Raw genomic sequence first — 19,105 nt, 5'->3', positions numbered from 1 at the left:
CTGGCTTTTCTCGTCTAGATAAGCAACTCTCGACACGTGCGGACCCATCGCGCGCAGGTGTGGCATATTGCACCTTTATTTGTGTGATCCCATCACTCCGCATTCAGGTCGGAGTCACCGACTCGTTGTGTCAAGCTTCGTGAGCGTCTTCGCCTTGAAAGGATACGAACCCGCAACCCCAGTTCTCTGCCGAAAATATGCATAAAAAACAATGGCATCAGAATGAGATATCGATCAAGTCACTCCATGATCTATCCGCTTCCGCGCTCCGAGCATCACTTAAACGCAATACCTAGCGCGCCTAAAAACTCTCGCATGATGTCATTGACGTCACGCTGGCGCAAAATCCGGGCTTCTCTGATTTCCGTGTCGTCTGCAGAACCTTCAATTTCGAACTGCGCCACGGCAACATTGCCTTCGCGCAGGTAGCCTTCGTCTGGCTCCGGATCACAAAAACGGGTGAGCAATAGCGTCAGGGCACGTTCGATGACCTCCCGATCGTTGCCTTTCAGAGCCTCTTGGAATTTGGCGATTGCACCGGCGAGCCCGCTTTCTCCGTGTTCGAGGCAGTAGACGAGATCGTGCGCATCTTTGCGCTCACGCCGGTGATCAAAGGCAAACGCCTTGAGGCATGTGAATGCCACGATATCGGCGTAGGGGATGGATTCTGTCGAGCGGCCTTTTTCACCCAACAGATCAGCGGTGACTTCCATCCGATCGTGGTGCCCGAACACGAGCGACGCGTGAGGAATATTCACCGCAGAAACATTTCCTTCCGTCGGCAGTTCCTGCAATGCGCCACCCCGGAGCTTCGGATCGTCTGCCAAGAACTCCAGGATGACGAGAATACCGTGCTCGGTTAGGGTCTGCCAACGCCAGTTGACCTTATTGCCCTTGTCATTTTGCGCACGCTCGAAACCCATTTTTTTGAGGTTCTGCTCGAGCGTCCGGTATGCCTCTGTGTCGGCGAGGATCGACAGATCGACGACGACATCGATATCGCCGGTTCCTGCATGAGGCGGGACGTCAGGCGGCCGCTTGGTGACAATGTAGCGCGGTGCCAGTCCGCCGACCAGAAAGACGGAATCACGCCAGGGGCCGAGGCCGCTGAAGAGCGTAACCAAGACGCGCTCGCAGTCGCGGGTAACATCGGCACTGTATTCAGTCAGTATCTGGGGCTTTGTCATTCGGATCCCGCGAGTTTTGTCAGCCGAAGGTGGTCGGCCAGTTCCTTTGAGCGACCGCTGTCAAGCTGCAGAAGGTCGAGGTAAGTTTGAAGTGGATCTGTGACCCAGACATGACCGACCCTCTGGCGAAACAGAAAGTCGTGGCGTGGATTAGAGTCTATAACTCCCAGATTCCAGCCCTCTTTGACAGCCTTTGCTCCCAGTTTCCGAAGAAGACTTTCGCCGCCGTGATCGATGCGGCAATGGATTTGAGATATTTTCGAGAGGTGCGGTGCATGGATCTGCCCAGCCATGAGCCCGGAAATTTCGTAGCGAACTCCCGTCTCATCGCTGATGCGGTCAATCTCATGCATCGCCTCATCGATATTGGTCATCCGCATATAGTAAGAGCGGAGCGGCTTCGGTTTGATCGAAGCGACATAGGAAGACCACTCGTCAAGCAGCGCGCGGGGGTTGGAGAGTATCCTTTCCTTCGATGGACCGGCACCCTTGGAGTTCACCCATTCGCGGCGCTCTAGTTCGATAAGAACCTGGGATGCAGTTGTCGGAGATACGGATGCCCGCTCGGCCAGTTCATGCACACCGAACCATTGGTCCTTAAATGTCCAGACGGCATGGAGGGCCTGTGCGCGACTCCCAACGAACAGATTGTTGAGCGATCGAGCCTGCTGCTTCGAGGCTGGCTTTTCGACGAGAACAAAGAGATTGTCGGACGAAAGATAGAGACTGCCGCTACGATCGAAATAACCGATCTTCTCCTCGCGCAGGAGTGCACGTGCACCTGGGGAAATGGTATCGGCCATCAATAGGGGGAGAACTCTGGAATTGCCGGGCGGCATGGCGGCAATGTATTTTTTCAGCTGCCAGATTGCTTCCCTGACGTCTCTCGGAAAAGCCGATCTTTTGACCTCGACAATAAGTTTGAGAGGCGCATCAAAAAATCGCGCATCTATAAGGAAATCTGCGCGAGAGTTTCCCATCTGCTGCTCAAATATAGGCTCGGACGTGATTTCTCCGCCTGCCTCCGTAAGGCTGGCCGTCAACTCACTCAACATATCGAAAGCTATGGGCTCTTCCATAGATATTCCCTGCGCAGCAAATATAACTCTTATGCCGCATATCCGCAAAAATGTCTATATGTACTGCGCAGCAAACAACTAGATAACGTTGGGGCTCTCCCGCCCCGACTGCTAGACAGGAAGTCGAAGGCCGAGAACTTCAGTGTGCTTTGACCGCAGGCGCCGCGTGACAGGCCGATTAAGAAATTTGGGCAGGCGATTCGCGTTCGAGATTTGGGCGCTCAGCGAATTTCCAGCTTTTGATTCCGTGTATCCCTGTTGCTGGGCTATGACGTGGTTGTCTTCCCAGCGCGGGGGGACACAAAAAGGGATCCGTTTCGGCAACCCGATATTCGGTTCAGGGTAAGGGAATTCCATTCGACAACCCTAAACTTCAAGAAGTAGATTTTGGCGCTACGGTTAGATAGCGTGCGGGCTCACGGTACAATGTGGTGCGAATGCAAGCCAATGAGTGAACTCCCGGAGATATCGACTTTCGACAGTTCAATTCGATTCTTGATTCCCGTGGCCGATGGCGAGCCCACGAAGGCAACACCGCTCCAAGGCTTCTCCGTGAGCCTATGCCATAACGTGCGGCTCATTCGCGCGGCGTCGTTCTTTCCGTCTTCCATCTATGATCTAACCGAGGATGGTATGCGGACCTTCGCGCCCCGGCGAATCTGCGGGGTCAATCCGATCAACTGGTTTCCGATGTCTCCACGGGCGATCCGTTCCGTGCCGTTGCCCGCTTATCTACCTTTCAACATCCTTTTGGTTGGCGAGATGCACGCTGCCGCCGAATTTCGTACTTGGGCGCAATCCTGCGCCATCGCTCCCCTCGTCGTCGCAGATAAAGAGGGTGACTTGGCCTTATCGGACCTCACGATCAACGCGTTACAAGCCTATTGCCTACGCGCCTGCGATCGCCTGCCGCAATCGATCGACCCGGACCACGTTCGTGACGCCAGAGAAGCGCTCCAAGGATGGTTGCCTCCTCCTTCACGTCGTCTCAAATATAACATCCGAGGGCATGCGACCGTCGTCCCCAACTTGATGGCCCTGTCGGCCTTTGGGTTTGCAGATATGGTGGAAGGTCCCTTTGACGACATAGGCAACGGGATTGACCCATATGTCGAGCAAATCGTGGCAACTACCAACAACATCTACGCGGAGCGAGAAAAATCCGATGCTGGAGGTGCTAGCGACGCCTATCGCAGCTTCCCCGACCTGAACCTGTTTGCGCCGGCAATGTTCTCCCACGTGGCGACGATGGCTCCTCCCGATGACATGGTGGGGCCTGAAAAGCAGCGGTTCTTAACGGTTAGGAACGCCCTTGTACGCCAGACTGGCTACGGGTACACCGCGAAAACACCGCATCAGGCAGAGGCTTTGTTCGGTGCGTCGCTGGAGGAGATAAAAGCAGGGCGAGCCAAACCGTCACCCCACCCGCTCTCGCGACTTCGCCAACTCGAGCTCGCCCTCGCGACCGAGGCGATCGCAGCCCTTTCAGCCTCGGATCTCTCGGCAACCATTCGTCTTCCAAACGCCATCAACACGACATCGGGGGCGGTACGGCAGTTCGCAGCGCATTATCGTAGCGACGGGGACGGATCAAAAAAGCGGCTACGAGCCTTTCAGCAGCTACAGGCAGCACTCGCCTCGGCCTTCCCCGCACGCTTTGTGCCGCTCGTGAAATCATCAAAAGACGGAGTTCGCATTGTTGCCGACGCCCATGTGGAATGGCTCGATGTCGATGGCCTTCCGCTTTGCCTGAGGAAGAACGTCTCAAGAATTCCTGTCACACCCGGGAACCTGTTCATCGACCAGCTGGCGCCGCTTCCTCTGATCAGGCTAATCCCCGCAAGTTTCCGCCGGATCCTCGTCATCAGTGCACTGAAACGCGAAGACCCAATACGGCCGATGTTCGAAATCGCCTTTGATGCCTTCGGCAAGCACTGGCACGAAACGCTTCAAGTCGATTTCGTGGAGGTCTCAAATGCCGACGAGCTCGTTTCCGCCCTGAATGAGTTCGACGGCCCCCTGGTAATCTTTGATGGACATGGCAGCCATCCAAAGGACGGGGTTGGGGTGTTGCACCTCAAGGACCAGGAGATTGACGTCTGGCAATTGCGCGACCGCGTTCCCCAACCGCCGCCGATCGTCATTTTGAGCGCCTGTGATACCCACGCGGCCGATAGAAACCATGCAACGGTCGCAAACGGCTTCCTGGCTTTGGGATGCCGATCGGTCCTCAGCTCTGTCTTTCCCCTCGACGCACGCGCGGCCGCTGCATTCGCTGCACGATTGGTCTTCCGGATTTCCGACTTTATCCCGGCCGCGGTGGAGACATTCGGCCGGGCGCTGACCTGGACCGAGATCGTCTCGGGCATGTTGAGAATGCAGGTCCTGACGGACTTTTTGCGATTGCTTCAGCACAGAGAAATAATCGACGAGGCGACCTACTTGGCGGTCCATCAGAAAGGCAATTTTTCCATCAATGGCGGGTCAAGTCGCCCGTTCGAGGATGTGCTCGATCTGCTCGAAGAGGACGGCCGCAGGAGAGAGCTACTGAAAACCTGCCTCGACACGGCGATCGCCAATTCGAGCGCGCTCGCCTACCTGAACATCGGGCGTCCCGAAACGATCTTGCTGGACACGATGGAGCGGATGGCGAGAGACGATGACGATATTTCGGAAAGCGTGGCCTGAGCGCGGCTCGCCGGCCGGTTTTTCATCAAAACAGTCAAGGGAAAAAGAGATGGTTGAACTTCTAAGAGCCGAAATCGATACCGAACATCGATACCGTCTCACCTCGACCGACCGCGGCTATCTCCTGTCATGCGCTCAGCGCACAGAGATCGGTTTGATGATTGGACCATCGGAATGGCTCTATCGAACGAGAGAGGCTGCGGAGAAGGGGCTTACCCTCATCATGCTCATGAACGCCTGGTGGAGCGCCATGACACACGGTTATCCTGCCGGCGATCTTCCGAGCCGCTGCGAGATTGCCGGGGCAGAGCATGCCGAGGCGGTGGCGCGCCTCGGCGACCAACCCCTGGTGGGACGCGAGGTCAAGGACCTGCGAGAGCTTGAAGACGCGACTTTTAGCTAAGCCCACGCAGCGTTTGACAGACGGGCGACACTTTAGGAACGGCAGGTCCATGCGCGGGAAAGCAATCGAGTTCATCACGATCGAAGATGTCCGTCAGCTCATTGTGGACGGCGTGAGCGAGAGCCTCAGCATCGAATTCAAACTGGATATCCCGGTGAGCCCGGAGGAGCAGAAGGCCCAGAGAGCGAAGGATCCGTCGCTTTCCGTTCCTCGCGGGTGGCAGGGCTTCGGGAGCATTTCGAACTTTGGACGCGATGCACTTGCCGAAGAGATTGTCGCCTTTGCCAATGCTGACGGTGGGACGCTCGTTCTCGGAATGGAGGAGACCGAGGCAGCGCCGCCGAGAGCTTCGAGGCTGAACGTACTCCCGAATGTCTTCCACCTCGAGAGGCGCCTGCGCGATGCGTTCAACGATTGCATCGAGCCCAGGCTCCCCTACCTTGCCGTACGCTCCCTGGTGACCGAGAATGATGGCTCGGGGGTCGTGCTTATCGAAACCTCGCCCTCATCGCTTGGTCCTCATTGGGTGAAGAAAAGCAGAAAACCGACCATTCGCAGAGAAGATCGATGCGATACTCTTTCAATGCCGGAGCTTCACGACATGGTGCTCAGACGCGCAAGATCGCTGGACGAGGCTGCCGCACGGCAGGTTGAGGAACGGAGCCGATTCCAGAAGCACTTCGCAGACCACCTCGTTCATCTGAAGCCTGCGAATTTTCTCGGCGGCCCAAATGACAGCGGCGTTCCGGTATGGCTGAAGCAGACCGGTCAGGCGGCTTTAGGCCTGCAGGTCACAATCGTTCCACACTTTGGAATCGGTCTCCCAAGGCTCGAAAGCTTCAATGGCCTCGTTCCCGATCCCGGTGCCATTGGTATTATACAGGGCTCAGAGCGGCGACCTACGCATTGGATTGAGACCTACACCTATGTCGAAGGTTCGGGGCGCAAAATCCTCGGCGGGGTGACGTCGCGCCAAGAGGGAGGGTTCGACAAGACCGTGACGGTCATGCGCGACGGCCTAGTCACAGTATCCTTCGTTCAGGTCCGTCCGACGTCATCCTGCACATGCACTGCGGATCTCGTTATAACCGCCGCGGGTTTCGCCGTTGGACTATTCGACCGCTTGAGGCGCAAGAGCAGTTACCCTGCAGCACCCGCCGACGTGAGCGTTGACATCCACACGATGGGCGAAGTCGGTATTGGCCGGTTCGATGGATTCAATGGCGGGGCAGTGTTTGGCCGCTTGGCCTCCCGAACGGTGTTCCCGATTTACACTTTGGGCGACTCCCAGGATATTTCGGTGTTGTTGAACGAAATTAGTGGCGACTTGATGAACGCCGGCGGAATGGACGCCACTTCCATCAACCCGGTAGCCTGGCTCGATGAAAGCTAACCAAGTGGAGCATCCGGGGACGTTCTAAAGTGAGGTGTAGAGGTGGCGGGTAATGTTTTGACCGTTCGAGAGACCGGCAGCGATGGGTCGCAGGGCCGGGAGATATCGATCACTGACGTAAAGTTTGCGCCGCTCGATTTTAACGCTCTGCGGGGCGCAAAGCTCCACCAGCGTTTGGACATCCCGCTGAGAGGCCGCGGTCGGGTCCATTCGACCCAGGGTCTTGATATCCACCACGGAAAGATTGCGACTTTCAGCACGATCCTGGAGAGCCGCTTTACATCGAAAGCCATCGGACTTGTGCAGGGCGGATGGCTGCCTTCGGCTTTAGCACATATCGCAGATACAGTCGTGTTACCCGACCGCCGCGTGGTCGCCCAGCTCGCCTCAAGATTGAAGGATGGGATTACGAGAGACGGATCCGAACCGGACTTCATCGACCTCTTCGCAGCCAATCCCGTTCGAATCAACCCCTTACTTTTTGTGCTTGAGGGGGACCAGGGAAGCAATCCAACGCCCGATCAACTCCGCCGGCACTTGGCTGAAGCACGCACGAAGCTGCGGTCGGCCTTGCCGAACTGCGAGATAGTTGCCGGAGATGACCAAGGTCTCCGGGGCGTACTGGGGCTTATAGAAGACACTCGCGAGGGAGCGCAGCGAAAGCAGACATTCCTTCTTGAGATAAATCAACACCTCAAGTCGCCCGTGAGCCGCCAACGCCGCGACGTCGTTTCGGATCGCGTTGTTGATGCGGCAGCGCGTCACGGTCTTCCGTCCACTTCCCTCGTCGTCTTGGCTGCACTGAGTGCGGTTATTTCACCGCAAAAGAGCAATCCCGCTAAAGGCCTGCTTAAGTTTGGCCAGGAGTACGCTTTGGCGGATGTCTACAACGCACTCGCCGACATTAGGGCGCTGGAGATCCTTGCAGCTCTCTTCGGTTTTTTTCCGCACGAACATCTTATGCTTTGCACTGCGGACAGGGACATGGCGCTGTTCTGGGTGGGCTTGGCGGCCTCGAACTTTCGAGTTCAAGACGGGCGCTGCACGTATGAAGTCAACCCGACACTACTACTTCCGAATATTTCGGTCACTCATGGGGTTCGGTCTTCGGAACGAGCAACTAGTGCCTCAACATTCGCATGAACTCGCATAGGAAGGCCATTTTATCCGAGGTGATTGATCGATGGGCGAACCTTGGTTCGGCTCGGTCCTCGCGTGTCGTGAGCAGAATCTCCAAACGGAATCAAATTTCTGCGCATAAAATTGACATTTCATGCGCTTTAACTATATTCTATGCATTAACCAGTTGAGGAGTGCAGAGAATGGCGTTCAGAGCTGATGAAGCCGCCGTCAATGGTTTCGAACGAGCGAAAAGCTATCTAGTGTCGAGAAATTTCACTCCCGCTGAACGCTTGCGGAGCGAGCGTGCGCTACTGGATATCATCGATGAGTGTGGACCAGTTGTTGAAGGCTATCCGACATGGCATCCATTGGTATCGCGTCACGATGAGCACAATCCTGAGACTTATCCCAGTGATCGTTGTGGCTATCAGGGGCTTGATCATACGGTCTATTTCGCGCACGGCTTTTTAACTTGCCCATATGTAAACGGCGAGAAAGTTGTCGCATCCGCTGACAGTCTCCCGCACCATCCCCGTGCAAAGATCACCGCTGAGATTCTTGACGTTCCCTTCTACAATACCGGTACCCAAGCGGTTCTTGTTCGCTGTGAATGGGATGCAATGCTCGAGCCGGGGAAGCTGGTGCCGAAATCGCTTGCTGTCCCGCTTATGCTTGAGCAGGAAATCCCGGTTTGGCGATGGTCATCCCGGGCGGAGAACTGGGAAACGATGCGGCCTTATCTTCTCGGCGCTCCATATGGAAGCAGATCATCGCTCTTCGTCAGCCAAGATACAGCACTGGCAATGAAGAAAATTTATCTCGCGATGGTTGAGAGTGGAATGTTCGGTCCCGTGAAGACGAGTTAATTGTGAAGCGAACTCTGGCCTTGAATTCTGCGTAAAGAACGAGCCGACAACCGGCTCTGTCAGCCACTCATCAAACGATATGGATTGTTCGAAATGGCGCCAAAGCTGAAACCCGCAGGCTCCTCTCTCCGAGATAAAGTAGCTGGCCTCTTAAAATGCATCCACGCTGACGTGGAGCTCGAAAAAGGTCTCGCAGTTACCACTGCAGACGTCTTCTTCATTGATGAAAGCAGTCAGCTTTTTCCGAAGAAAATCGCCGTTGAGTGCAAAGACTGGAAGAAAGGTCTCGCCTCTTCTGACATCGCGGAAATTTATAATCTCTACAGGCCGTCACTCGACAGCAGTGAAATCGATAATTTGTTGATCATCGGGGACAAGGAGCTTTCACAACAGCCATCAAGGTCGACCTCAGCATTGCGTGATGTGACGTACGTCTCATTTGAGCGGTTTGTCACGACGCTGATGAATTTTAGCTATGTTCTTCAGGACAACATTGCCGCTTATCACAATCACGATTCCTCGAAGAACTTCATCCACACCAACGTAAGAGGGCAAAACAAGAGCTTGGAGCAAGCAGCTCTCGATTGGCTCGCATCAGACGAGAATATCCTGCTGACTTACGGTGGATACGGCGTCGGGAAGACCAGTTTTAGCCTGTATTTCTGTAAATTGATGACCGAACGGCACCGATCGGGGGAATTCGATAGGATACCAATCCGACTGACGCTTGGGGACCTGTTCACCAAACAGGACCTCAAAGGTGTCATATGCTCAGCGTTGACCGGCGCCGATGGGGGCGCCGCCGTCCAAAACTTTTCCTACAATCTCTTCCTTTAGATGAACCGTGAGGGATATTTCCTTCTGATCTTGGACGGCTTCGACGAGATGCGTCACGCCATGACGCTCGACGATTTCAAGTTCATATTCGAGGATATGGCGCTTCTATTCGAAGGCAATTCCAAAACAATTATCCTTGGCAGACCCGACTCCTTCTTCTCGGCGGAGGAAGAGAATGCTGTCATCGACGCGATCTTAACGAATGTGCTGGGCGATTTGCGCCGCCTTCGAAAAGTGGAGGTTGACCTGTTGCGCAGGGACCAAGTGGCCACTTACCTCGACAACTTTCTCGAACGGAAAGCCGCTGATCCAAACATCAGCCGGCTAAGGCAATTCAAAGACCGCGCGCTCGAAGACGAGCTCGACATTCTGTCGAGGCCCGTCCAGCTGAATATGTTCACGACAATCATGAGCAGTGCCGCGGCGCCGGAGGGCAAATTCAGCCGATATGATCTCTATTTTCAATTCATCTACCGTTTTGTCCATCGTGAGCATTCGAAGGCGAGCCGCAAGCTAACTGTCGATCAGCTGGGCGATTCATCCATCGGATACAGCGACCCCCGTACAATATTCATGCAGAGGTTGGCGTGGTGGCTTCTAACCGAGAAAAAGGAAAACCGATTTAGAGCTAATGAAGTGCCGGCTGATTTCGTCCCGCAATCAATACGAAATTCGCGCAGCAGCGACGCAGCACTCAGAGAGATCATCGTCGGATCTGTGGTGGAGCACGTTGGCGAGCCCACCGTACTTGGGACGAAAGGGCCGCGGATCTACTATTTCCCCCACAAGAGCTACGTCGAGTTCCTGGTCGCAGAATTCTTCTGTCGAGAAAAATTCAGCATCGAAATGTACACTACCTTCTTCCGCTACATGAATAGCGAGATCCTGTCGTTCATTGCGGAAGGCCCAGCAGAGGCAGTTTCGAACATGCGCTCCGGGCTTGAACACGCCAAAGGCACGATCAGCCAAGAGGTCCTCATGATAACTGCGCGGGACCCGGCGATCAAGCAGGAAGAGAAGACACTGGCGGAGGGCAATACAACGCCTGGCCGCCTGTACGTCTATTACCAGTACCTTATGAAGAACGGGAGAGCTCACCAGGAGATCGAAAGCTTCATATTCAACACTTTCTCGAGGGCGACTCCCGTAAACCGAGTGGGCGTAGCTTACGCGCTGTCCGCCGACTACCTTGGCCGATCAAAATGCGAGCCTTTATTGGAACGTCTCATTGCTTTCATTTTGAACAAAGTCGGGATCTTCAAGCTCAGGGAGATGCTGGCGGGTGGTTCGTCGATTTACTCTGTCGATGGGCCGGCCGCGCACATGATCTTTCTTTCGACATGCGTTTCGATTGAAAGAGGGGCAGTCTCAGTGGATGTGCGTGAGATGAAGCGCTTCGCCCGGGATGCCTGCCAGAAAACCCTGTATGTTAGCGGTTACGACGCCGCACCAAGCAAAGACACAAAAATCTACACCTTGAAACTCGGCTCCATCCGAGGGCTCTCCGCCGAAATAAGAGAATTTCTTCACTTATTGCCCCCCAAAACTTTGCACAGGTTCAGCGCACAAGTGCACGGCAGGGCTGACGAACTTCTGGCGGGTGCTTCGAACACGTTTCGACCGATGAGAAACTGACCCCATCAGAGCATGATCTCTGTCCTCTGGCGTAGGTTTTCCGTCGTTGCGATAGCACCGACATCGACCTCAAAAGTTCGACTGGGCGAGCCGCGAGGCAAGGAATCGCTCGATCTTTTCACCAACCTCGGGAAACATAAATTTCAGAAATGGCAGTGTATCCTGATCAGGCAGATAGCGCTGATCACCGGCGCGGATTGCCTCCTTCAATAAGCGGGCGCGCTTCTCCCACTTCTTGCTCTTGTCTTGAGATACCAACAATTCTTCGCACCCGTATATGCGAAGCGCGAAACCGATCGCCAACGCATGCTCGGGATAGCCGTCACATATTCGGTGTGCCAGCTCGACGAGGTGCTTGAAGTCCCAGCCAACCGGCTCTTTCTCGCGAGCGCTTAGAATTCCGTTCATGAGACTGGTTACTGCTCGATCATATCTCTCGTTGGCCGGTAGCGTTACGCCCCGGGCCGACAATTCTCCAATCAAACTGCGCCAAGCTTCCTCGGTCGACACGCCGCCAGGCATGTGGTGGTTCCTCCCGATCCAAAAGGAACAAAACCGTTGGCGCAAGTCGTCGTCGCGCCTCTCAGCGCTTTCCTTCTCCTGCTTTAGCAGCTGTTCCGACTGGCCTGAGTAGTCAAAGGCCCATGCCGTCTGTGTGTCGAGATTGGCGGTGAGGTCCCGAAAGGCTATGACTTCTGACTTCCATCGGTCTTGTATGGCGCCTGAAACAATTTCCGGGACGCGAAAATGCGCCCGAAGATAAAAGGTCCCGGTGTTTTCAGAGAGAGCCGTAGTTTCCTCATCGACCACAAGGATGTTCGAGTTGTTGGGAAACAACAAATCATCCGTCGTCAGCCGGCGGTAATCAGGGTCGAATTCGGCCATTATCCAAACAAGCAGTGCGCCTTCGTCGCGGTAGAAGGTTCGCCGACCAGCGACGACGTCCAGAAAGGTTGTTGAAAGTTGTGCCTCGAACGCAACGCGCCCGTGCACGGTGATGGCTTGGACATCAGGTTGCCGTCGGCTTGCTGGATCTCGTATGGAGCGCCAATGCTTTTCAACCAGGATCTTTTCGTTGGATGGGTCCGCGGATAGACTTCGCACGATCAGCTCCTTCACCACTCGATGGGCAAGGCTCTCCCGCTGGCCTCGATATTTCAGAGCTTTGATATCATCCCGGCTCAATAGGGATCTGGTAACGGACGGACAGGACCCATCCTCGCGACTGTGCCGGAAAAAAAAGCGTTTCTCTCGTGAAGCTACGAGATAGACCGGAGTCGCACACAGAGCGCACCCATACCTCGGCGCGTTGGCGAGACTTTCGCTAATCGACACCCTCTCGGAAATGAGGCGGTCATATCGGCGCCCTGAGATGAACGAGACAACATCGACGAAAGCGCCAGTTTCGAGATCGATGATCTCGCTGATTTCGGGATCCTTCACAGGCTCGGCGAAAGCGAGAGGATCGAACGTAACGTTTCCTTGCACTGCCATGACCTTCAACTTCGAATCTCTGCGAGACTATGGAGATTCGGTTGCATTTTCGAACGCAAAATGAGCAAATCCACTGGTCGAATTGCGTTGTTGCGGAGGGGAAATGGAACGATCCTTTTCAGATAGGCACGGCTACAGCGGGGCCGAGCCGGACATTTCCATTCGGGAAGATGCGCCCGACTTTCTCCGTTTTCAGGTCGCCAGCATCGCGGAAAAATGCGACCTCAGGCCCAGCGAAATTCGGTCCATCGTTTGCAACGTCCTCTTGGAGGTACCGGATTCCAGGAATTGGAGTGAATATCCGAACATTTGGGACGAGGTTATTGGGCTCCTCCAGCACTGCGATTGGTATAAAGTTTATGACGTCGCCGAAGCCATCTGGCGGTCTCTCGATCGCCGACCTGATCAGCAAACTCGATTTGGAAGCGAACTAAACCGCGTATTTCGTGAGAAAGGCATCGGGTGGGAGCTGAAGCATCCGGACGGTATTGTCTTTCGAGGCGGCCAAACGTTCAAGGTTGCCACCGAGGAGGCCGTCGCCACCTTTGCAAAGAGTGGGAGATATACGGCAGCAGGGGAGATCCGCGAAGCCTTAAAGGATATTTCACGCCGACCCGAACCCGATCGCACCGGCGCAATCCAGCACTCTATGGCGGCGCTCGAATGTGTCGCTCGGGACCTGTCCAACGCCCCAAACATGAACCTGGGTCAGCTCATCAATGGCCTCGCCCTCACGGCCCCGTTGGGCGAGGCGTTACACAAGCTCTGGGGATATGCTTCGCAAAATGGTCGACATGTACAGGAAGGGCGCGATGCAAGTGCTGCCGAGGCTGAGCTCGTTGTCAGCGTTGCGTGCAGCATCGCCGTCTTTCTCCTCAACCGGTCGCTATAGCACGCTACCCTTCGAAGGTCGCGGCCACGAAAATTGGAAGCAACGGCTCTTCACGGTCCATCAATTCGTACGCCTTATGGCGATTCACAAAGGGTTCCCGATGCATATCTCTCGCGTTCAGCTCGTTAACTATCGAAATTTCGAGCGCGCAAGTTTTCATTTTAACAAAGGCATAAACACCGTCATCGGTGAAAACGGATCGGGCAAGACCAATCCGTTCCGCGCGATGCGTCTCATGCTGGACGACGATTTCCTTCGCTGGGCCTATCGCATGGAGGAAAGCGATTTTCATCGCGGGATCGGCAACTGGCGCGGTCATTGGATCGTCATCAGCATAGAATTTGGGGAGGTGTCTCAGGACGAAGCCGTACAAGCACTTTTCCTGCATGGGACCGGAGTTATCGAAGAAGAAGCGATTGCTCGGGGTACCTACAATCTAATTTTCCGACCGAATGCCGCGATCCGGACGCGTTTGGCGCAACTCGATCAAGACGATCATGCGGGTTTGGCTGCGATCTTGCATGCGGTCACATTGGACGACTACGAGACCGTCTTCACCGGCAAAAGCACCGCGGACTTTTCTGATCCAGCCGTGTACCAGGAACTCGTCGGAAATTTCGAGACCGTGCAGTTTCCGGCAGAGCTTCATCCCGCGACCCTCGGAGGAAGAGTTCCAGGCATAATGTCGGTCAGCAAGGAGGTTTGCTTCACCTTCATCCAAGCCCTTCGTGACGTAGTCAGTGAGTTCCAAGGCCAGAGAACAAATCCCCTTTTGACGCTCCTCCGCAGCAAAAGCGGGGATCTGGATCCAGCGGTGCTTGCGCCGATCACTGATCGGGTGAACCAACTGAACAGTGAAATCGAAGCAATTCCCGACGTCGGAGAAATCCGGGCCGACATCCGCCAAACGATCCGGGATGCTGCCGGCGAAACTTACTCGCCAGCGAGCCTCGCAGTGCGATCGGCCGTCCCGGGTGAAGCGGATCGGCTTTTCCAATCTCTAAAATTGTTTGTTGGCGAGACCGATGATGAATACGAGGGAGCCATCAACGAGCTGAGTCTCGGCGGCGCCAACCTCATATTTCTCACCCTCAAGCTTCTCGAGTTCAAGTATCAGAAAGCAAAGCAGGCCTGCGCTAACTTCCTAGTCATTGAAGAACCCGAGGCCCACATTCACACCCATATTCAGAAGACACTTTTCGACCGATTGAATTACCCCGACACCCAGGTGATATACTCCACGCATTCAACCCAAATTTCCGAAGTTAGCAACATTGAGAATGTCAACATCTTGGGCCGGAGCGGTTCGCGCTGCGAAGCGTTCCAGCCGAGTGCTGGCCTGGAAGCACCAAAAATCCGCAGCATTCAGCGCTATCTTGACGCCGTCCGCAGCAATCTACTGTTCGCGAAAAGCGTGATCCTGGTAGAGGGCGACGCCGAAGAAATCCTCGTGCCGGTACTGGTGAAAGAGGTGCTGGGTGTGAGCCTCGACGAACTGGGCATAAGTCTGATCAACATCCGCAGCACTGGCTTCGAGAACGTCGCAGTTTTGTTTCACGATGATCGTATTCGTCGACGTTGCGCAATCGTGACGGATCTGGACGCCACCTTCTTCAACACTGACCCGCATCTGGACGATCCTGATGCTTTGAAGAGTGCCAAAGCGAAGGCGCTTGGCTCGCAGGCAGCTGGAGTCGCACGACGTACTCGTCTGACGGCCTTCAAGGATGGAAACGACTGGATTTCGGTCCACTACGCGCCGCGCACGTTCGAAGTCGATTTCGTTGCAGCCGGGAACGTCGAGCTCACAGTTTCGGTGCTCAACTCCGTCTACAGCGACGCCGCAACCATTGTTGCTGCGACCGAGGAGCTGCGGTCCGGCGATGTTGCAATCTACGGAAAGCGAATCCTCGCAATGGCGAGCTATGCCAAGAAGGGCTGGCTGGCAATACAGGTTGCTAAATTGGTGACAGGGACAACGCGAATCCCAAGCTACCTGGTTGAAGCGATTTTTACCGCACACAAACCACTGAGCCGGCGAGTGCTAGCGAACATGATTGATCACCGGTTGAAATTCCACACGGATCCGGCCGTTGTTTCCGAGGCGCAGGTCCTGGCGTTGCGTGCCCAAGTCGAGGCATTCCGTATCGGCGATTTGGAGATCGAACCGCTTCGAGAAGCGATCATCGGCGCAATGGCAGGAGACGTCATCATCGACGTTCTGGGGTACGCTTGATGGTGTTTGTCTGGGAAGACGGCGACCTCAATGAAGAGCAGGTCGACGCCATTGAGCACGACGGAAGCGTGTACCTTGCCGCCTGCCCCGGAAGCGGCAAGACCAGAGCACTGACTTATAAAATCGCTTTGGAGTTATCCAAGCTCGAAAGCAACCGTCATTGGGTGATTGCCATCACCTACACGCACCGCGCGGCCGAGGAAATCTCCGAGCGGATCGAGCGATTAGGCGTGGCAACGGACCAGCTCTGGATCGGCACAATCCACTCGTTTTGTCTTGACTGGATCTTACGGCCTTACTCCGTCTATCACGAAAAACTGCAAAACGGATTTCGCGTGGTGGACCAGCATGAAACCGAAGCAATTTTGGACCAACTATGCCATCAGTCACCGTATCAAGTTCGAGCACTCGATTGCAGATATTATTACTCGACAGCCGGGTGTCAGCTGGAAAATGCGAACCCGAACAGGCGCCTGGCTGCGCTTTCCGTGTTGAACGGATACTGGCACCACTTGGAAGAGAACCGGCTGATTGATTTTGAGATGATTTTAAGGTGCGCTTATGAGCTCATCGTCGCCCAACCCTCTATTCCCATCCTGCTCGGCAAGCTGTTCAGATACATCCTGATAGACGAGTATCAGGATACAAAGGAAATCCAGTACGCGATCGTCGCTGCGATACTCAGCGCGTCGGCTGGGAATACAGAGACGTTCATCGTTGGCGATCCAAATCAGGCCATCTACGGATCGCTAGGCGGCTTCGCCATGAGCCGCTTGGACTTCGCCGCTCTGGCAGGCATTGCACTTGCCGACAAAAGCCTTTTAAGCAACTACCGCTCCTCGGACAGGATCGTCGACTACTTTTCCAATTATTGCGTCGTCCCAGCGGTCATCGAAGCGGTCGGTCCTGACAAAGAATATCCGAGCGTGGTCTCGTTCAATCAGGAAATCAATCAGCAGGAGCTGGACGACGAAATCGTCCGGCTCATCCGCTACAATATCGAGACGCTTGGCATTCCCCCTCACGAAATCTGTGTGGTTGGACCGCAGTGGATCCAGCTCGCTGCCGTCACGAGGCGCCTAGTTGCAGCGCTTCCAGAGTATAGCTTCGATGGCCCCGGCATGGCCCCATTCTCTCGTGACCAAGACAACATCTGGTTCAAGATTTCACGTCTCGCCCTGACCCGTCCAGATCCTCAGCTCTTCGTCCGACGCACACGATGGGCCAAGGAGATTTTGGATCACCTCAGATCCGCGGGTGTCGACGTTTCAAAGATCTCGCCGCGTGATCTGCTGCGCCATTGCAATAGCATCGAGATCGCTGTGGAAGATGGGCTGGAGTATCTAGAGTTGTTCTTCGCGGAACTGCTGTTCGTACTCGACATTGAGATCGATCTTTTCCCACCACTCCAGGAGCACCACGTCGCCTTTTTCGAACGGTCCCGGGTTCAAATCCAACGACTGGAGAATGCCGGCGTTCAAGGCGTATCGAGCGTTGCCATGTTCAGACGTGTATTCGCCACCCGAGCTGGCATAACGGTTTCGACGATTCACGGCGTGAAGGGAGCAGAGTTCGATACAGTGATTGCCTTCGCTTTGCTTGAGGGAATGGTTCCGCACTTCTCAGAACCGAACGCGGCAGAGAGCGCCAGCAAACTGCTCTATGTTGTTGCCTCTCGCCCCCGAAAAAACCTGCACCTTATCGCTGAAGCCGGCCGGATCAGCGGGATTGGCGTGCCTTATGAAACCACTCAGGTGCTTGCTGAGCACGGCTTTGCTTATGATCTTATAGATGGTCCCGGCTAGCCAAAGGTAGTCTGGCATGAACAAGGTCGCGCCTCCATCACAACACCCCCCATGCCCGAAACCTTCCCCTCCCCGTCATCTCCCTCAACCCCAGCTCCAAAACAATCCGCCGCGCCGCCTGCGGCGTGACGTCGAGCGTTTTGGCCACCATCCCGGCCGACACCAATGGTTTTGCCATCACCAGCTCGACCAGCTCTGGCAATTTCGAGGAGGTTCGCCGTCTTTCAAGTTTTCGGTCCATCATCGTCTTCGCCAGAGTCAGCCGGTCATGCTCTTTCATTCCGATCTCGGCGGCCGCCAAAAATCCGTGGGCGATGGCCAGCAGCCGGGTCTCGCGATCGCGATGCCGGCGCCGATCGACCGGGATGGTTTTGAGGCCAAGGTTGATGGCCGCGAGATGGGCACCTGACGTGATGCACGCCTGGCGCAGGATCGAAGCGGCCAGCAACCGGCCAAGCCAGGGCGCGTGCTGAAGGACGGAGAGTTCGTTCCAGGCATCGAGGGCAACGATGGCCTGCAGCACCGCCGACTGTCCTTGGGCCTGCCGCAGCATGCCGCGCCACTCCTCGAGCCGGGCATCCTCGTCCCAGTCGAGATCATAGACCAGTGCGTCTCTGTCTTCCGCGATGGCGCGGCCGGGCCGCGTTGCGTTTTCGATCGCCGCCTCCGATCGGGCAAGTACCGCATCGATGGCGGCATAGTCGACGCCGGGCAGATCTTCAACGTTGTCGCCATCCCCCTCCCCTTCCGCATCGATCGCGACCGCCGCCCGAATGATTCCCGCCGTCGTTGCCTCGTCCCCGCCGCCCGACCCGATCTCCGAGGTTTTCCGCAGCGAGCGGATGCCATCGGCAGAGAGCGCCCAATCTGGGGATTGGCCAGAGATACGCCGGCGAGTGCGCAGCACGTCGCGAGCGATTGTCAGCTCGTGCGTGGGTGTGCGAATATCCTTCGTGGCGTCGTGAAGGACGAGGTCTTCGAGATGGACGAGTTCGCCGTCTATCCACAGCGAAGCGCATGCGTCAGCAAAGTGGGATCGTTCGATCCAGCCCGCGCCAACCGGTGAACGGGCGATACGCTCATCCAGACGCGTGAGAGCAAGACCGGCGTCGAAAGCCGGCCGCATCAGGGCTGTCATACTGATTTTCGTGAGATCGTAAGTCATTGAAATCATGATATATGATTTCTTATACGAACTCTATCTGAATATTGTGGTTCCTCACATGGTATGATTGAGAGTTGAGCTTCTAACCATCGATAAGTACCTCTTACCGATAATTAACGAGATGTTTTTTATCTTCTCTAAGACGATTTGTAATCAAAGTAGCGGCCTTGTCGAATATGCTGGAGTGAACGTCTGGGACAGGCTGGTTCTACCCCAGTGTTTTTTGGGCAATACGCCTACTGGTTAAAGCAAGACTAGCATAGATAGTTTTGTCGCATAAACTCCGGCTGGAATATTTGTTCC

Annotated in this window: 14 protein-coding genes; 10 read left to right on the top strand and 4 right to left on the bottom strand. The window is 55.3% G+C overall.

What is annotated here, in order from left to right; translation table 11 throughout:
• Nucleotides 1–275 precede the first annotated feature (275 nt).
• The gene (locus AC27VJ_RS21310) at nt 276–1,187 is read right to left on the bottom strand and encodes an antitoxin (RefSeq protein ID WP_488685704.1); all 912 of its coding nucleotides are present in this window, start codon (nt 1,185–1,187) and stop codon (nt 276–278) included.
• Nucleotides 1,184–2,266 carry a hypothetical protein gene (locus AC27VJ_RS21305; protein ID WP_488685703.1) on the bottom strand — a complete coding sequence of 361 codons (1,083 nt, stop codon included), beginning with the start codon at nt 2,264–2,266 and terminating at the stop codon, nt 1,184–1,186. Before AC27VJ_RS21305 ends, AC27VJ_RS21310 begins: the two co-directional genes overlap by 4 nt.
• Before the next feature lie 447 nt (nt 2,267–2,713).
• Here AC27VJ_RS21305 and AC27VJ_RS21300 point away from each other — a divergent pair, with 447 nt between their 5' ends.
• From AC27VJ_RS21300 to AC27VJ_RS21270, 7 genes are all read left to right on the top strand, one after another.
• A complete protein-coding gene (locus AC27VJ_RS21300; protein WP_488685702.1) occupies nt 2,714–4,954 on the top strand; it encodes a CHAT domain-containing protein in 2,241 nt (746 codons plus the stop codon).
• A 49-nt stretch (nt 4,955–5,003) separates the two neighbouring features.
• Nucleotides 5,004–5,357 (top strand): hypothetical protein, encoded by a 354-nt coding sequence (locus AC27VJ_RS21295; RefSeq protein WP_488685701.1) that lies wholly within the window; start codon nt 5,004–5,006, stop codon nt 5,355–5,357.
• 49 nt (nt 5,358–5,406) lie between these two features.
• Entirely contained in the window at nt 5,407–6,750 is a 1,344-nt protein-coding gene (locus AC27VJ_RS21290; RefSeq protein WP_488685700.1) for an AlbA family DNA-binding domain-containing protein, read from the top strand.
• Between the two features lie 42 nt (nt 6,751–6,792).
• Nucleotides 6,793–7,893, top strand: coding sequence for a hypothetical protein (locus AC27VJ_RS21285; protein ID WP_488685699.1), 1,101 nt, complete (start codon nt 6,793–6,795; stop codon nt 7,891–7,893).
• 179 nt (nt 7,894–8,072) lie between these two features.
• On the top strand, nt 8,073–8,738 hold the full coding sequence (locus AC27VJ_RS21280) for a hypothetical protein (RefSeq protein ID WP_488685698.1): 666 nt from the start codon (nt 8,073–8,075) through the stop codon (nt 8,736–8,738).
• A 93-nt stretch (nt 8,739–8,831) separates the two neighbouring features.
• Nucleotides 8,832–9,575 (top strand): hypothetical protein, encoded by a 744-nt coding sequence (locus AC27VJ_RS21275; RefSeq protein WP_488685697.1) that lies wholly within the window; start codon nt 8,832–8,834, stop codon nt 9,573–9,575.
• A 30-nt stretch (nt 9,576–9,605) separates the two neighbouring features.
• Complete coding sequence (locus AC27VJ_RS21270; protein WP_488685696.1) at nt 9,606–11,210, top strand: NACHT domain-containing protein; 1,605 nt, start codon at nt 9,606–9,608, stop codon at nt 11,208–11,210.
• Nucleotides 11,211–11,279: 69 nt separating this feature from the next.
• Here AC27VJ_RS21270 and AC27VJ_RS21265 read toward each other — a convergent pair whose 3' ends face one another.
• Nucleotides 11,280–12,704: a DUF6035 family protein gene (locus AC27VJ_RS21265; RefSeq protein WP_488685695.1), complete on the bottom strand. Its 1,425-nt coding sequence runs from the start codon at nt 12,702–12,704 to the stop codon at nt 11,280–11,282.
• 103 nt (nt 12,705–12,807) lie between these two features.
• Between AC27VJ_RS21265 and AC27VJ_RS21260 the strand changes: the two genes are divergently transcribed.
• The 3 genes from AC27VJ_RS21260 to AC27VJ_RS21250 are packed head-to-tail and all read left to right on the top strand — an operon-like array spanning nt 12,808 to nt 17,637.
• Nucleotides 12,808–13,596 carry an AbiJ-NTD4 domain-containing protein gene (locus tag AC27VJ_RS21260; protein ID WP_488685694.1) on the top strand — a complete coding sequence of 263 codons (789 nt, stop codon included), beginning with the start codon at nt 12,808–12,810 and terminating at the stop codon, nt 13,594–13,596.
• Entirely contained in the window at nt 13,517–15,832 is a 2,316-nt protein-coding gene (locus tag AC27VJ_RS21255) for an ATP-dependent nuclease (protein WP_488685693.1), read from the top strand. Before AC27VJ_RS21260 ends, AC27VJ_RS21255 begins: the two co-directional genes overlap by 80 nt.
• On the top strand, nt 15,832–17,637 hold the full coding sequence (locus AC27VJ_RS21250; RefSeq protein WP_488685692.1) for a UvrD-helicase domain-containing protein: 1,806 nt from the start codon (nt 15,832–15,834) through the stop codon (nt 17,635–17,637). The genes AC27VJ_RS21255 and AC27VJ_RS21250 overlap by 1 nt, the downstream gene beginning before the upstream one ends.
• Before the next feature lie 37 nt (nt 17,638–17,674).
• On the opposite strand, the gene AC27VJ_RS21245 is transcribed toward AC27VJ_RS21250, so the two are convergent.
• Entirely contained in the window at nt 17,675–18,811 is a 1,137-nt protein-coding gene (locus AC27VJ_RS21245; RefSeq protein WP_488685691.1) for an RHE_PE00001 family protein, read from the bottom strand.
• Between the last annotated feature and the right edge of the window lie 294 nt (nt 18,812–19,105).

This window comes from Agrobacterium sp. 20P9.1.2 (assembly GCF_057799395.1).
Note: the sequence above shows the minus strand (reverse complement) of the source record. Positions and strands in the feature narration are given on the sequence as shown.

Coding starts and splice junctions, on each gene's coding strand:
- AC27VJ_RS21300 (WP_488685702.1), top strand. CDS start 2,714: ATGAGTGAACTCCCGGAGATATCGACTTTCGACAGTTCAATTCGATTC.
- AC27VJ_RS21260 (WP_488685694.1), top strand. CDS start 12,808: ATGGAACGATCCTTTTCAGATAGGCACGGCTACAGCGGGGCCGAGCCG.
- AC27VJ_RS21275 (WP_488685697.1), top strand. CDS start 8,832: ATGGCGCCAAAGCTGAAACCCGCAGGCTCCTCTCTCCGAGATAAAGTA.
- AC27VJ_RS21250 (WP_488685692.1), top strand. CDS start 15,832: ATGGTGTTTGTCTGGGAAGACGGCGACCTCAATGAAGAGCAGGTCGAC.
- AC27VJ_RS21245 (WP_488685691.1), bottom strand. CDS start 18,811: ATGATTTCAATGACTTACGATCTCACGAAAATCAGTATGACAGCCCTG.
- AC27VJ_RS21310 (WP_488685704.1), bottom strand. CDS start 1,187: ATGACAAAGCCCCAGATACTGACTGAATACAGTGCCGATGTTACCCGC.
- AC27VJ_RS21265 (WP_488685695.1), bottom strand. CDS start 12,704: ATGGCAGTGCAAGGAAACGTTACGTTCGATCCTCTCGCTTTCGCCGAG.
- AC27VJ_RS21255 (WP_488685693.1), top strand. CDS start 13,517: ATGCAAGTGCTGCCGAGGCTGAGCTCGTTGTCAGCGTTGCGTGCAGCA.
- AC27VJ_RS21280 (WP_488685698.1), top strand. CDS start 8,073: ATGGCGTTCAGAGCTGATGAAGCCGCCGTCAATGGTTTCGAACGAGCG.
- AC27VJ_RS21305 (WP_488685703.1), bottom strand. CDS start 2,266: ATGGAAGAGCCCATAGCTTTCGATATGTTGAGTGAGTTGACGGCCAGC.
- AC27VJ_RS21290 (WP_488685700.1), top strand. CDS start 5,407: ATGCGCGGGAAAGCAATCGAGTTCATCACGATCGAAGATGTCCGTCAG.
- AC27VJ_RS21295 (WP_488685701.1), top strand. CDS start 5,004: ATGGTTGAACTTCTAAGAGCCGAAATCGATACCGAACATCGATACCGT.